The organism is Nocardia sp. NPDC059764, assembly GCF_042732555.1.
Lineage (GTDB): Bacteria > Actinomycetota > Actinomycetes > Mycobacteriales > Mycobacteriaceae > Nocardia.
This window is the reverse complement of the sequence record NZ_JBHWHH010000187.1, coordinates 1-14,036: the sequence shown is the minus strand read 5'-3', so window position 1 is coordinate 14,036 and position 14,036 is coordinate 1. Positions and strand designations below refer to the sequence as shown.

At 67.9% G+C, this 14,036-nt stretch carries 12 protein-coding genes and 1 pseudogene; 10 read left to right on the top strand and 3 right to left on the bottom strand.

Going from position 1 to position 14,036, the window contains the following annotated elements:
* Together ACFV4K_RS29845 and ACFV4K_RS29840 are read right to left on the bottom strand one after the other, a co-directional pair.
* Positions 1-786: pseudogene (locus ACFV4K_RS29845) on the bottom strand (hypothetical protein); the annotation flags it as partial.
* Positions 787-962: 176 nt separating this feature from the next.
* The gene (locus ACFV4K_RS29840) at positions 963-1,742 is read right to left on the bottom strand and encodes an acyl-ACP thioesterase domain-containing protein (RefSeq protein WP_357091144.1); all 780 of its coding nucleotides are present in this window, start codon (positions 1,740-1,742) and stop codon (positions 963-965) included.
* A 241-nt stretch (positions 1,743-1,983) separates the two neighbouring features.
* Here ACFV4K_RS29840 and ACFV4K_RS29835 point away from each other — a divergent pair, with 241 nt between their 5' ends.
* The 3 genes from ACFV4K_RS29835 (at position 1,984) to ACFV4K_RS29825 (ending at position 6,047) form a co-directional block, all read left to right on the top strand.
* Complete coding sequence (locus ACFV4K_RS29835; RefSeq protein ID WP_379279408.1) at positions 1,984-3,846, top strand: protein kinase; 1,863 nt, start codon at positions 1,984-1,986, stop codon at positions 3,844-3,846.
* Between the two features lie 111 nt (positions 3,847-3,957).
* On the top strand, positions 3,958-4,932 hold the full coding sequence (locus ACFV4K_RS29830; RefSeq protein ID WP_379279406.1) for an NADPH:quinone oxidoreductase family protein: 975 nt from the start codon (positions 3,958-3,960) through the stop codon (positions 4,930-4,932).
* 2 nt (positions 4,933-4,934) lie between these two features.
* Complete coding sequence (locus tag ACFV4K_RS29825) at positions 4,935-6,047, top strand: winged helix DNA-binding domain-containing protein (protein WP_379279405.1); 1,113 nt, start codon at positions 4,935-4,937, stop codon at positions 6,045-6,047.
* Here the strand turns inward: ACFV4K_RS29825 and ACFV4K_RS29820 are convergent, their stop codons facing one another.
* On the bottom strand, positions 6,048-6,566 hold the full coding sequence (locus ACFV4K_RS29820; RefSeq protein ID WP_379279403.1) for an Lrp/AsnC family transcriptional regulator: 519 nt from the start codon (positions 6,564-6,566) through the stop codon (positions 6,048-6,050).
* A gap of 163 nt (positions 6,567-6,729) precedes the next feature.
* Here ACFV4K_RS29820 and hppD point away from each other — a divergent pair, with 163 nt between their 5' ends.
* From hppD to tuf, 7 genes are all read left to right on the top strand, one after another.
* The gene (gene hppD, locus ACFV4K_RS29815; RefSeq protein WP_379279402.1) at positions 6,730-7,935 is read left to right on the top strand and encodes a 4-hydroxyphenylpyruvate dioxygenase; all 1,206 of its coding nucleotides are present in this window, start codon (positions 6,730-6,732) and stop codon (positions 7,933-7,935) included.
* Between the two features lie 166 nt (positions 7,936-8,101).
* Positions 8,102-8,632, top strand: a complete 531-nt coding sequence (locus tag ACFV4K_RS29810) for a DUF3558 domain-containing protein (RefSeq protein WP_379279401.1) — start codon at positions 8,102-8,104, stop codon at positions 8,630-8,632.
* A gap of 11 nt (positions 8,633-8,643) precedes the next feature.
* A complete protein-coding gene (locus tag ACFV4K_RS29805) occupies positions 8,644-9,207 on the top strand; it encodes a DUF3558 domain-containing protein (RefSeq protein WP_357091157.1) in 564 nt (187 codons plus the stop codon).
* A gap of 278 nt (positions 9,208-9,485) precedes the next feature.
* Positions 9,486-9,860 (top strand): 30S ribosomal protein S12, encoded by a 375-nt coding sequence (rpsL, locus tag ACFV4K_RS29800; protein ID WP_014353064.1) that lies wholly within the window; start codon positions 9,486-9,488, stop codon positions 9,858-9,860.
* Complete coding sequence (gene rpsG / locus ACFV4K_RS29795) at positions 9,860-10,330, top strand: 30S ribosomal protein S7 (protein WP_040813378.1); 471 nt, start codon at positions 9,860-9,862, stop codon at positions 10,328-10,330. Before rpsL ends, rpsG begins: the two co-directional genes overlap by 1 nt.
* A 182-nt stretch (positions 10,331-10,512) precedes the next feature.
* Positions 10,513-12,618: an elongation factor G gene (gene fusA, locus ACFV4K_RS29790; RefSeq protein WP_379092437.1), complete on the top strand. Its 2,106-nt coding sequence runs from the start codon at positions 10,513-10,515 to the stop codon at positions 12,616-12,618.
* 116 nt (positions 12,619-12,734) lie between these two features.
* Positions 12,735-13,925 carry an elongation factor Tu gene (gene tuf, locus ACFV4K_RS29785; RefSeq protein ID WP_357091161.1) on the top strand — a complete coding sequence of 397 codons (1,191 nt, stop codon included), beginning with the start codon at positions 12,735-12,737 and terminating at the stop codon, positions 13,923-13,925.
* Positions 13,926-14,036: the final 111 nt, after the last annotated feature.

Sequence of the window (14,036 nt, the reverse complement as noted above, 5' to 3'; positions counted from 1 at the left end):
GCCCCACCCGGAAAGGTGGGGCCGCAGGCGTGTTCGTGTCGGAGGCGAGTTGCCGAGGTTGATGAACAGGCCGTCCTTGGAGCACATGGACCCGACGGTGGGGTTCGAGGGGGCGGCGTGGCAGGACCAGCCGTCGATGGTGGCCTGGTCGCCGGTGCTGACCTGCCGGGCGTACTTGGTGGCGACGTTGATGGCCTCGGTGCAGCCGACCCGGCCCGCGGCGCCGGCCACGGCGGTGACCGAGCGGCTGCCGCCGCCCGCGTCGGTGACGGTGCCGCAGTCGGCGTCGGGGAGCGCGGCTCCGCTGGTGGTGGGCGGGGGAGTCGTGGCGGGCGGGTTGGGGGCCGCGCCGCCGCGCAGGCCGATCAGGAAGCCCTCCTTGAAGCAGATGTGCGGGACCGCGGCGTCGGGCTGGGGCTGGCAGGTCCACCCGTCCACCTGGGCGGCGTCACCGGTGCGGGTGGCCTGCACGTAACGGGTGGTGACGGTGATGGCCTCGGTGCAGCCGGGGATGCCGCCGGAGCTGGCGTAGGCGATCACGTTGGCGCCCTGGCCGTTTGCTCCGGTAATCGGTCCGCAATCGACGTCGGCGGCGGTCTGGGAGGGGGGCACCGGCGGGTGGGTCGGGCCGGGATGCTCGGTGGTGGTGCCCGGTGCGGTGGTGGTGCTCGCCGCGACAGTGGTCGACGTGGTGTTCTTCGACGAATCCTTGGAACTGCTACAGGCCGTCATCCCGACGACCAGCGCGGGCGCGGCCGCGAGCAGCGCGATGTGAGCGAATCGCATGGCGAACGATCTCCTGTCCCCGATCGCCACCCCTGGGCGATCGACCTGCCGCTCAGTGTCGCAGGCAAATGTCCAGCGAACGCGTTGTGGCGCGGGGAATGTCGCCGGATGTCAATCGATTTCGCAGTTGCGACACCGCGGCGCAGGTGGGCAACAGACCCGCCTTCGGGGTCGGCTCAGGCGCCGGGCAGCGGTCCGATCCGCACCGCGGTGGTCGTCACCCCGCCCACCACGAACCACAGCCGCAGCGAGGCGGGATGCCCGGCCCGGTCGCCGGGTTCGTACCGGCTGCGCACGCTCACGTGCTGGCGGGCCAGCACCGGCGCCACGTACTCGATGACCGCGCGATGCGGCCCGGCCAGCAGCTTCGGATAATCCACCAGGTACTGCTCCACCGCCTGCCAGTAGGCCGCGTTGTTCACGTGGTTGTACTGGTCGATATCGGTGGCGCGGACCGGGAACGGCAGATCCACATCCGATTCCGGCGGGGTGGGGTCGGTGAGCCAGGGCCGCCAGCGCAGCCGGTGCTCATCGGTGGTGCGGGCGAGTTCGGCCAGGCCCTCGTCGCTGATCCGGGTCGGCATATTGGTGAACTCGTTGATATTGATCCAGAAGCCCTCGGTCTCGATCAGGCCGCCGTTGTCGCTGGTGATGCGCACCCGCATATTGGTCCAGCGGGTCGACATGGCCGAGCACCAGCGGCGCAGCTCCACCCGGTCCGGCCAGTGCACGGGCCGGACCACGTCCACCACCGTGCGCCGCACGATCCAGGCCGGATCGGTGCGGTGGAAGAAGCCGGATTGCATTTCCTCCCAGGCGATGTCCTGGAGGTAGCGGGCCGTGGCGTCGAATCGCAGCCGCTGATACGGGTCCACATCGCCGGCTCGCACCGGCCACGCGGAAGCGAAGCCCATGCCCTCCTGGGGAAGCGGGGCGAGTGGCTCATCGAGTGACACTGGTGCTCCTCGCGCTGCACGGTGTGCCGCATGTCTATCCAGCGGCGCCGGGGGTGCGGCGCCTGCTGACCGAAGTCGGTGACATGACTCTACGGGGCTCGCGGTACCCGTTCGCGTCGAGTCGAAGGAATGCCGGTGCGCTGTTCGAAGGAATGACACCGGGCCGTGCGCCCCGTAGCCTTTCCAGGTGTATCTCCGGTGGGTTCCCGGAGTGCATCCGGCAGTAGGGAGGACGACGCGGGTGGCCGCAGGGGAGAGGGCTGGTTCGCGGTTCGGGCAGTACGAACTGCGGCGGCTGCTCGGGGTCGGCGGCATGGGCGAGGTCTACGAGGCCTACGACACCGTGCGCGACCGGGTGGTCGCCGTGAAACTGCTCGATGTGGACCTGGCCCGGCAGCCCACCTACGTCGAACGCTTCCGCCGCGAATCCCGCACCGCCGCCAAACTCCAGGAACCCCACGTCATTCCGGTGCACGACTGGGGTGAGGTGGACGGGGTTCTGTTCATCGACATGCGGCTGGTCCGCGGCCGCGACCTCAAGGCCTACCTGTTCGAGGAGGGCCCGCTGCCGCCCGAGCGCGCGGTCGCCGTGGTGGAGCAGATCGCCGCCGCCCTCGACTCCGCGCACGAGAACGGCCTGGTGCACCGCGACGTCAAGCCCGCCAACATCCTGCTCACCGGCGACCTGTTCGCCTACCTGGTGGATTTCGGCATCGCGCACACCGAATCCGACGTGCAGCTGACCCAGACCGGCAATGCCATCGGCTCCTTCGCCTATATGGCGCCGGAACGGTTCGAGCACAATGCCTCGGTCTCGCCGAGCGCCGACATCTACGCGCTGGCCTGCGTCCTCTACGAATGCCTGACCGGCGGCCCGCCCTTCCGGGTGGTCGGCAATCTGGCCAATATCCGCGCCCACATGCTGACCCCGCCGCCGCGCCCCAGCGTCCGCACCGGCGTACCGGTCGGCCTGGACCAGGTGGTCGCCATCGGCATGGCCAAGGAGCCGGGCCGCCGCTACGCCACCGCGGGCCAGCTCGCGAGGGCCGCCCGGTCCGCGCTGATGCGTGCCGCGCACGGTGAACCGACCCGCACCACGGTGCCGCCCGCTCCGCCGACCATCGGCAGTCCGGCGGTTCCGCCCGGTCATTCGGAACCCCACTATCTCGATGACCCTTCGGGCCCGGCCGATCCCGCGCGCCCGATGAATCCGCCGGTCGGCGGCCCGGCCCGGGGCTTCGACCCGTCCGGTCCGGTGCGGCATCCGTCCGGACCGCAGCCGCACCCGTCCGCGCCTGTGGACAATTCGCGTGCCGCACAGGCGTTCCCGGCGGGGCCTGTGGATCACTCGCGTGGGATGCCTGTGGACAACTCTCGGGTCGGCCCATCCGCAGGTCCGATGGATTACTCACGCGGAGAGCAGGTCCCGGGGCAGGCGGCCCCGGTCGCTCCGGGCACCGTCGATCCGACGGTGCGACGGCAGACCGTCGCCGGACAGTCGGGGTACCTGCCCGGGTTCGTCGATCGGTCCGCGCCGCGCGAACATCCTTCCGCGCCACTGCCATTGCCGTCCAAGGACCGCGGTTCACTGCCGCTGGTGGTGGGCGCGCTGCTGGGCGTGGTCCTGGTGCTGGGTTCGGTTCTGGCCTGGGTGCTGTTGTCCGGCAACGACTCCGGTGGCGGCGCCGACAATGCCGGTAGCGCTACCACCAAAGCGGCGAACTCGGCCGGGTACACCTCGCCCACCGTCCCGACCACGACGCTGGTCCCACTGAGCGCGAACGTACCCAACTCGGACGCGCAGGGTTTCGACTCGAGCCCACGCTGCGATTCGAGCGACCCGGCCATGGTCATCGGCCGCACCGACCGATCACGCCTGGTGGTGTGCCGCAGCGCGACCGGCCGCTACTACTACAAGGGCCTGCGCATCAGCGATGGCGCGACCATCCAGATCAACGATCCGGTGCCGGACGGCAACGGCGGCTTCACCGTCACCAACCCCACCGACGGCACCCAGTACCGCATCACCGCGTACGGCCTGGTCATCACCAAGGACGGTCAGGTCGCGGCCAACGAATCCATGGTCGAGTACGCCCACCGCTGAGCCCGCTTCCGCGAAAAACCTCGCGTCCGATGGATGATCGTTGGCAGGGTGTGTCCGTATCGGATAGTTTCGGCAGGTATCCGCCGGCGGATTGATCGGAGTTGATCGCGAATGCGCGCAGCCGTGGTGAGCAAGCTGGAAGGCCCGGAAGCGATCGAGGTTCTCGATATTCCGGAGCCGGTCGCCTACCCGGGCGGTGTCGTCATCGACGTGCACGCCGCCGGGATCGCCTTCCCCGACGTGCTCATGACCCGGGGGCTGTACCAGATGAAGCCGCCGCTGCCCTACGTCGTGGGCTGCGAGGTGGGCGGCATCGTGCGGGAGGCCCCGGCGGGCGCACACGTCCAGGCCGGGGACCGGGTGATCGCGCTGACGCTGCTCGGCAACGCCGTCGCGGAGGTCGCGATCGCGCCCGTCGACATGGTCTTCAAGCTGCCCGACAACGTCTCCCTGGAGTCCGGCGCGGGCGTGCTGTTCAACGACCTGACCGTCCACTTCTGCCTGCGCAACCGCGGCCGCCTGGCACAGGGCGAGACCGTGCTGGTGCACGGCGCGGCCGGCGGCATCGGCACCTCCACGCTGCGCATGGCGCAGGCGCTGGGCGCGGGCCGGGTGATCGCGGTGGTCAGCACCGAGGAGAAGGCCGAGGTGGCGCGCGCCAACGGGGCCACCGACGTGGTGCTCACCGACGGCTGGCTGGCCGCGGTCAAGGAACTGACCGGCGGCCACGGCGTCGACATCGTGCTGGACCCGGTCGGCGGCGACCGCTTCACCGACAGCATCCGCTCGCTGGCCTCGGGCGGCCGCGTCCTGGTGGTCGGCTTCACCGCGGGCGACATCCCCACCGTGAAGGTGAATCGCCTGCTGCTCAAGAACGTCGAGGTGATCGGCGCGGCCTGGGGCGAATGGGTCATGAGCCACCCCGGCTACCTGCGCGAGCAGTGGGCCGAGGTGGAGCCGCTGCTGGCGAACGGCAAGATCACCCCGCCGGAGCCGCTGCTCTACAGCCTCGCGCACACCGCCGAAGCGGTCTCCGCGCTCGACAAGCGCACCGCCACCGGCAAAGTCGTCGTCACGCTGCGCTGACCGTGAACCTGTCCACCCGGGTGCTGAACCGGACCCTGCTCCAGCGTCAGCACCTGCTGGAGCGGTCCGCCCTCGGCGTGCACGACCTCTGCGACCACCTGGTGGGCCTGCAGGCTCAGGACATGCTGCCGCCGTTCGTCGCATTGTGGAGCCGCACAGCCGATTTCGACCCCGCCACGGTGTCGGCGGCGCTCGACGACCGCTCGCTGGTGCGAATCACCTTGATGCGCGGCACCATCCACCTGGTCACCCCGCCGGACGCGCTCCGCATCGCCCCGCACATCCAGCCGGAACTGGAGAAGATCCCGTTCCGCAAGGGCTTCAACTACGGCACCCTGGTCGGCCTGGAGCCGGAAGAGGTTCGCGCCCAGGGCGAATCGGTGCTGGGCGATGACCCGACCCCCGCCGCCACCCTGCGCGAGCACGCCGCCGCTCGCTACCCCGACCGCGATCCGGGCGCGATCGTCCAGGCCTGGCTCTACCAGCTGCCCGTCCTCCAGACCCCGCCCCGCGGCCGCTGGGGCGACAGCAGCCGCCCGGTCTGGTCCCGCGTCCAGCCGTGGCTCGGCGCACCCCTCGACCCCGAGTACCCCCTGGAAGAACTGCTCCTCCGCTACCTGCGCGCCTTCGGCCCGGCCACCACCACGGACATGCAGACCTGGTCCAAGCTGACCGGCATGAAAGCGGCCGTCGCGAAACTGGGCGACCGCGTCCGCACCTACACCGACGACCGCGGCCGCACCCTCTACGACGCCGCCGACGCCACCCTGGCCGACCCGGACGCCCCCGCCCCCGTCCGCCTGCTCGGCTGGTACGACAACGCCCTGCTGTCCCACCAGGACCGCACCCGCATCGTCCCCGACGGCAATGCCCCGCCCCTGCGCGCCTTCGCCAACCAGGTCTCCCCGATCCTGGTCGACGGCTTCCTGTCCGGCGTCTACAAGGTCTTCACCAAGGGCGCCACCGCGGCTCTGCGCATCAGCCCGCATGCTGCCTGGTCCACCTCGGATCGTGCCGCTGTAGAGGCGGAAGCCTTTGCCCTGCTGGCCTTCTCGGAGCCGGATCGCGAACCGGCCGTCGAGATCCTCGATCCCGGCGCCGACCTGCGCCCGTGATCAGCGCGCGGCGCGATACGCCGGGGCCTTGCTCGATCCCGACGGCGTGAGCGTCCGCAGCAGCGGCAGCGCGCGGTGGGGGACCACCGTGGACAACACCACCACGCTGTGCGACCGCACCACCGAACTGGTCCGGTCGATGCTCAGCAGCACCGCCTGCAACCCGGCATGCGAATCCGCGCCGATCCGGCACAGCACGTCCCCGGAACCGGTGGTCGCATAGGCCTCGAGCACGCCGGGAATGGCCTCGAGGTCGACGGCGACCGCGTCCAGCGCGCCCTGCGCGATCTCCAGGGTGACGAAGGCCTGCACGTCGAAACCGGCCGCGGTGACGTCGATCTGCGGGTCGTAGGAGGAGATCACCCCCGCCTCCTCCATACGCGCGATGCGGGACTGCACGGTGGCGCGGGCGACCCGGGTGCGGCGGGAGAGTTCCAGGATGCCCGCCTTCTGGTACTCGTGCATGGCGGTGAGGATGGCCAGGTCGAGTTCATCCAGCCGGGCGGGCGTGCGGGACATCGCGGAGCCTCCACTCAGGGGGTCGAGCGGAACCTCCGCTCGTGAGTTCGCTGCTATTCAAATTGTCCAGCACCCGGCTGCGGATGGTGGTGCGATTCACCACAGTGTTCAGTGAATTTCGGCGATATTGCCTAGTGGCGACCGGTGGGCTTTTCCTGATCACATGAGCATCGACGCAGGACACCAGCGCCCGCGGTCCGGCGACCTGCCCGGCGACGACGAACTGCGCCGCCTGGTCGGCCTGATCGACCACGACGCGGCCACGGACCCCTTCCCGGTGCTGGGCTGGGACGCGCTGGTGTGGGTGGTCGGCAATGCCACCCAGACCGCGCACTATCTGCAGTCCGCGTTCGGCATGCGGCTGGAGGCCTACTCCGGGCCCGAGACCGGCAATCGCGACCACAAGGCGTTCGTGCTGCGCAGCGGCGGCGCCCGCTTCGTGGTCAAGGGGGCGGTGGACCCGGCCAGTCCGCTTGTCGCGCACCACGATCGGCACGGGGACGGGGTGGTGGACATCGCGCTCGAGGTACCGGACGTGGACCGCTGCATCCGCCGCGCCCGCGCCCAGGGCGCCACCGTCCTGGTCGAACCGCACGACGAGGGCGACGAATACGGGGTTGTCCGCTCCGCCGCCATCGCCACCTACGGCGACACCCGGCACAGCCTCGTCGACCGCTCCCGCTACTACGGCCCCTACCTGACGGGCTATCAGCCCCGCCGCTCCGCCTACGCCCCGCGCCCCGGGCAGCCGACGCGCATCTTCCAGGCTATCGACCATGTCGTCGGCAATGTGGAATTGGGGCACATGGACCGGTGGGTCGAGTTCTACCGGCGCGTCATGGGATTCGAGAACATGGCCGAATTCGTCGGCGACGACATCGCCACCGACTACTCGGCGCTGATGAGCAAGGTCGTGGCGAACGGCAACCACCGGGTCAAGTTCCCGCTCAACGAACCCGCCCCGAGCCGCAAGCGCTCGCAGATCGACGAGTACCTCGAGTTCTACCGCGGCCCCGGCGTCCAGCACATCGCCCTGGCCACCGGCGACATCCTCACCGCGGTCGACGTGCTGCGCCGCGAGGGCATCGAATTCCTCGACACCCCCGACAGCTACTACGAGGATCCGGAACTGCGCGCCCGCATCGGCCACGTCCGGGTCCCGGTCGCCGAACTCCAGCGCCGCGGCATCCTGGTCGACCGCGACGAGGACGGCTACCTGCTGCAGATCTTCTGCAAGCCCGTCACCGACCGCCCGACCGTGTTCTTCGAGTTCATCGAACGCCACGGTTCCCTCGGTTTCGGCAAGGGAAACTTCAAGGCCCTGTTCCAGGCGATAGAGCGTGAGCAAGAGCTGCGTGGAAACCTCTAGCCACCAATTCCGGTACCGTCCAGACCATGAACTCAGATGGTTCGCGGCCGTCTCGATTCTGGACTGACGGAGCGGGGGAGCGAAGCGGAGGAGCGGAGGAGGGAAGCTGGTAAGACTCGACACCGCGGGGCCGCCAACCCGCCCCGGAGCGAAGCGGAGGGGCAAATTGGGCACCTCGTCAGCGATCGTCGCGGGGTCGGTCCTCGCCTTGCTGCTGTCGGCGTGCGGGGGGACCAAGGATTCGGAGGACACTCCGGGGTTGCGGCCACCGCCCAAAGTGGCGACGCTCGGGCCGTTCGTCGGGGAGTGCGGTCACCTCACCGACGACGAGGTCCGGGACCTGGGCGGGCTCGGGACCCTCACCACCGTCTTCAAGAACTCCACCGGCTGCAATTGGCAGGCGGGTGGAATCAGTTCCTCCAGCGTGACTTTCGCCTCCTACCGCGGCAGCCCCATCGATCGCGAGAAGGCATGGGTGGCCAGCGTCGGCCGCACCCCCGCCACCATCGAGGTCGGCGGGCGCAAGGGCTTCCAGGCGCTGGACCCCAGCAACGCGGTCTGCGATCTCGCGGTGCAGCTCGACGACGACTTCTTCGAATGGTCCATCTCCTACGGCGCGTTCAGCAGCGGCAATCTCGGCAACCCTTGCGACCGCACCCGCAAGATGGCCGAACTGACCGTGCAGCGGCTCGGATGAGGGGGACCGCCATGCCGCGTCGCAGCAAGCTGGCCGTCGCCGCGTCTGTGCTCGCCCTCACCGCGGCGCTGGCCGGCTGCGGCAAGACCGTGCCGGGCACCGCGCTGCCCGCGGGCGGCACCACCGGCACCGGCGGCTCGCCCCGGATCAATACCAACTTCGACAAGCTGCTGCGCGAATGCCAGGTGGTCGCGGTCGACGACATCGGCAAAGCGGTCGGCGACAACATGTATGTGGAGCCGTCGTTCAACGGCGCGGTCTGCATGTGGAATCTGACCGGCGGCGCCGCGGGCAGCGGCATGGTCACGCTCAGCTGGTACGAGCTCGGCTCGCTGGCCAACGAGAAGGCCAACAACGACCGCCTGAAGTATGTGACCAACGACATCACCGTGCAGGGCCGGCGCTCGCTGGAGACGCACCGCCCGAACGATCCGGACTCGTGCGGCGTGAGTGCCCCGGCCGCGGATACCGGCATCGTCGGCTGGTGGGTCAACTACCGCAACGGATCTCGGCACGCGGACCCCTGTGAAGCGGCTCGCAAGCTGGTGGAGTTGACGTTGAACCTGGCTCGATAAGGGCTCTACCAGCCCCGGCGGGGGGACCCTCTTTTGCCCCTCATAGAGCCCACGGGTATCGTGGACCGCTGTGCCCGGAAGCATTCGGGCAAGTTGATGCGCAGTACGTAGGCCAGCGAGAGCGGCTGACCTTTTCAGCGTGCCTTGAAAAGGGCTCCGAGCTGCGTACGACACGCCCGACCCCGTGGCGGCGAAATGCCGTGGGAACTGGGCGGAAAGCTCGAATGACAAAGACATGAAGTTCCAGACACCTGGTTACTAATAAGGAAAGCCGGTCTATGCCAACCATCAACCAGCTGGTCCGCAAGGGTCGCCGCGACAAGGTCGCCAAGACCAAGACTGCGGCCCTCAAGGGGAGCCCGCAGCGTCGTGGCGTGTGCACTCGCGTGTACACCACGACCCCGAAGAAGCCGAACTCCGCGCTCCGTAAGGTCGCGCGTGTTCGCCTGACCAGCGCGGTCGAGGTCACGGCCTACATCCCCGGTGAGGGCCACAACCTCCAGGAGCACTCGATGGTGCTCGTGCGCGGCGGTCGTGTGAAGGACCTCCCGGGTGTGCGCTACAAGATCATCCGCGGCTCGCTCGACACCCAGGGTGTCAAGAACCGCAAGCAGGCCCGCAGCCGCTACGGCGCCAAGAAGGAGAAGAGCTAATGCCGCGTAAGGGTCCCGCTCCCAAGCGTCCCCTGATCAACGACCCGGTCTACGGCTCGCCCCTGGTGACGCAGCTGGTCAACAAGATCCTGCTGGACGGCAAGAAGTCCACCGCCGAGCGCATCGTCTACGGCGCCCTCGAGCAGGCTCGCGAGAAGACCGGCACCGACCCGGTCGTGACCCTCAAGCGCGCGCTGGACAACGTCAAGCCCGCCCTCGAGGTCAAGCCCCGTCGTGTCGGTGGCGCCACCTACCAGGTGCCGGTCGAGGTCCGTCCGGGCCGCGCCAACACCCTGGCGCTGCGCTGGCTGGTCAACTACTCCCGCGCCCGTCGCGAGAAGACCATGGTCGAGCGTCTGGCCAACGAGCTGCTGGACGCCAGCAACGGCCTGGGCGCTTCGGTGAAGCGTCGTGAGGACACCCACAAGATGGCCGAGTCGAACCGGGCCTTCGCGCACTACCGCTGGTGACCTGTGGCCCGGCCCTCCGTTCGGAAGTGCCGGGAGACGAGTCACATGTCGGGCGCGACGGCCGAGCTGTTCGCAAGCGAGGCACTTACGCGTCGCGCCCGACGTTGACACCGAGGGCTCAGGGAAAAACTCCCTGGCTCATCCCGTTGAATCCCAACTAGCTACGAGCGGGGAAGATTTCCGTGGCACAGGAAGTGCTCACCGACCTGAACAAGGTCCGCAACATCGGCATCATGGCCCACATCGATGCGGGCAAGACCACCACCACCGAACGCATCCTGTTCTACACCGGTATCACCTACAAGATCGGTGAAGTTCACGATGGCGCCGCCACCATGGACTGGATGGCGCAGGAGCAGGAACGCGGCATCACGATCACGTCCGCCGCGACGACCTGTTACTGGAACGACAACCAGATCAACATCATCGACACCCCCGGCCACGTCGACTTCACCGTCGAGGTGGAGCGTTCGCTGCGCGTGCTCGATGGCGCCGTCGCGGTGTTCGACGGCAAGGAAGGCGTCGAGCCGCAGTCCGAGCAGGTGTGGCGCCAGGCCGACAAGTACGACGTGCCGCGTATCTGCTTCGTCAACAAGATGGACAAGCTGGGCGCTGACTTCTACTTCACCGTTCAGACCATCAAGGACCGCCTGGGCGCGAAGCCGCTGGTCATCCAGCTGCCGATCGGCGCCGAGGACACCTTCGAGGGCATCGTCGACCTGGTCGAGATGAACGCCAAGGTCTGGAAGGGCGAGACCAAGCTCGGCGAGCAGTACGAGGTCGTCGAGATCCCGGCCGATCTCGCGGAGAAGGCCGAGCAGTACCGCCAGGAGCTGCTCGAGACCGTCGCCGAGTCCGATGAGGCCCTGCTGGAGAAGTTCTTCGGCGGCGAGGAGCTCTCGGTCGAGGAGATCAAGGGCGCCATCCGCAAGATGACCGTCAACTCCGAGCTCTACCCGGTGCTGTGCGGTTCCGCGTTCAAGAACAAGGGCGTTCAGCCCATGCTCGACGCGGTCGTCGACTACCTGCCGTCGCCCCTGAACGTCGAGTCCGTGCAGGGCCACGTGCCCGGCAAGGAGGACGAGGTGCTGACCCGGAAGCCGTCCTCGGACGAGCCTTTCGCGGCCCTCGCGTTCAAGATCGCGACCCACCCGTTCTTCGGCAAGCTGACCTACGTCCGTGTGTACTCCGGCAAGGTCGACTCCGGCGCCCAGGTCATCAACGCGACCAAGGGCAAGAAGGAGCGTCTGGGCAAGCTGTTCCAGATGCACTCCAACAAGGAGAACCCGGTTCCCGAGGCCGTGGCCGGCCACATCTACGCGGTCATCGGTCTGAAGGACACCACCACGGGTGACACCCTGTGCGATCCGCAGAACCAGATCGTGCTGGAGTCCATGACCTTCCCGGACCCGGTCATCGAGGTGGCCATCGAGCCGAAGACCAAGGCCGACCAGGAGAAGCTGGGCACCGCGATCCAGAAGTTCGCGGAGGAGGACCCCACCTTCAACGTGAAGCTGGACCAGGAGACCGGCCAGACCGTCATCGGCGGTATGGGTGAGCTCCAGCTCGACATCTACGTCGACCGCATGAAGCGCGAGTTCAAGGTCGAGGCCAACATCGGTAAGCCGCAGGTGGCCTACCGTGAGACCCTGACCAAGACGGTGGACAAGTACGAGTACACCCACAAGAAGCAGACCGGTGGTTCGGGTCAGTTCGCCCGTGTCATCATCGCGCTCGCTCCGCTGGTCGACGCCGAGGACGGCGCCACTTACGAGTTCGAGAACAAGGTCACTGGTGGCCGCGTTCCTCGTGAGTACATCCCCTCGGTCGACGCCGGTATCCAGGACGCCATGCAGTACGGCGTGCTCGCCGGCTTCCCGCTGGTGAACGTGAAGGCTTCGCTGCTCGACGGCGCCTACCACGAGGTCGACTCCTCGGAAATGGCGTTCAAGATCGCCGGCGCGATGGCCCTCAAGGAAGCGGCCCGCAAGGCCGGTCCGGTGATCCTCGAGCCGCTGATGGCGGTCGAGGTCACCACGCCCGAGGACTACATGGGCGAAGTGATCGGCGACCTGAACTCCCGCCGTGGCCAGATCCAGGCCATGGAGGAACGCAGTGGTGCCCGTGTCGTCAAGGCGCTGGTTCCGCTCTCGGAGATGTTCGGCTACATCGGTGACCTGCGGTCGAAGACCCAGGGCCGGGCGAACTTCTCGATGGTGTTCAATTCGTACGCGGAGGTTCCGGCCAACGTGTCGAAGGAGATCATCGCCAAGGCGACCGGCGAGTAATTCGCTGTCGGGGCGGATTCTCGAGAGTCCGCCCCGCGTGGTCGTCGAACGACCCCCTGTTATACAAACCGCACTGCTGCAAAAAAGCACGCACTAACTAGTCCAGGAGGACCACAGTGGCGAAGGCGAAGTTCGAGCGGACGAAGCCCCACGTCAACATCGGCACCATTGGTCACGTCGACCACGGCAAGACCACGCTGACTGCCGCGATCACCAAGGTGCTGGCTGACACCTACCCGGACGTGAACGCCGCGTTCGCGTTCGACCAGATCGACAAGGCGCCGGAGGAGAAGGCTCGTGGTATCACGATCAACATCTCCCACGTCGAGTACCAGACCGAGAAGCGCCACTACGCGCACGTCGACGCCCCCGGTCACGCGGACTACATCAAGAACATGATCACCGGTGCCGCCCAGATGGACGGCGCGATCCTGGTCGTGGCCGCCACCGACGGCCCGATGCCGCAGACCCGTGAGCACGTGCTGCTCGCCCGCCAGGTCGGCGTGCCCTACATCCTGGTCGCGCTGAACAAGTCCGACATGGTCGACGACGAGGAAATCCTCGAGCTCGTCGAGATGGAGGTCCGCGAGCTGCTGGCTTCGCAGGAGTTCGACGAGGACGCCCCGGTCGTGCGTGTCTCCGGCCTGAAGGCGCTCGAGGGCGACCCGAAGTGGACCGCCTCCGTGCTGGAGCTCATGAACGCTGTCGACGAGTCGATCCCGGACCCGGTCCGTGAGACCGACAAGCCGTTCCTGATGCCGATCGAGGACGTCTTCACGATCACCGGTCGTGGCACCGTCGTCACCGGTCGTATCGAGCGCGGTGTGATCAACGTGAACGAGGAAGTCGAGATCGTCGGCATCCGCGAGAAGTCGCAGAAGACCACCATCACCGGTGTCGAGATGTTCCGCAAGCTGCTGGACCAGGGCCAGGCGGGCGACAACGTCGGTCTGCTGGTTCGTGGTCTGAAGCGTGACGACGTCGAGCGTGGTCAGGTCGTCGTGAAGCCGGGCACCACCACCCCGCACACCGAGTTCGAGGGCCAGGCGTACATCCTGTCGAAGGACGAGGGCGGCCGCCACACCCCGTTCTTCAACAACTACCGCCCGCAGTTCTACTTCCGTACCACGGACGTGACCGGCGTCGTGACCCTCCCCGAGGGCACCGAGATGGTCATGCCCGGCGACAACACCGAGATGACCGTCAAGCTCATCCAGCCGGTCGCCATGGACGAGGGCCTGCGTTTCGCGATCCGTGAGGGTGGCCGCACCGTCGGTGCCGGTCGCGTCACCAAGATCATCAAGTGATTCGCTGAATCACCTGGTGATTCCTTGAATCGCTGACGGACGGCGTCGCTCCGAAAGGGGCGGCGCCGTCTGCCTTTTCGGCGTCCGTCGAGTCGCCGCATGCGAAAGGGC

What these genes read in the sequence shown, in the direction of transcription:
- ACFV4K_RS29830 (WP_379279406.1), top strand. Translation starts at nt 3,958, where the DNA reads ATGCGCGCAGCCGTGGTGAGCAAGCTGGAAGGCCCGGAAGCGATCGAG.
- rpsL (WP_014353064.1), top strand. Translation starts at nt 9,486, where the DNA reads ATGCCAACCATCAACCAGCTGGTCCGCAAGGGTCGCCGCGACAAGGTC.
- ACFV4K_RS29820 (WP_379279403.1), bottom strand. Translation starts at nt 6,566, where the DNA reads ATGTCCCGCACGCCCGCCCGGCTGGATGAACTCGACCTGGCCATCCTC.
- ACFV4K_RS29805 (WP_357091157.1), top strand. Translation starts at nt 8,644, where the DNA reads ATGCCGCGTCGCAGCAAGCTGGCCGTCGCCGCGTCTGTGCTCGCCCTC.
- rpsG (WP_040813378.1), top strand. Translation starts at nt 9,860, where the DNA reads ATGCCGCGTAAGGGTCCCGCTCCCAAGCGTCCCCTGATCAACGACCCG.
- hppD (WP_379279402.1), top strand. Translation starts at nt 6,730, where the DNA reads ATGAGCATCGACGCAGGACACCAGCGCCCGCGGTCCGGCGACCTGCCC.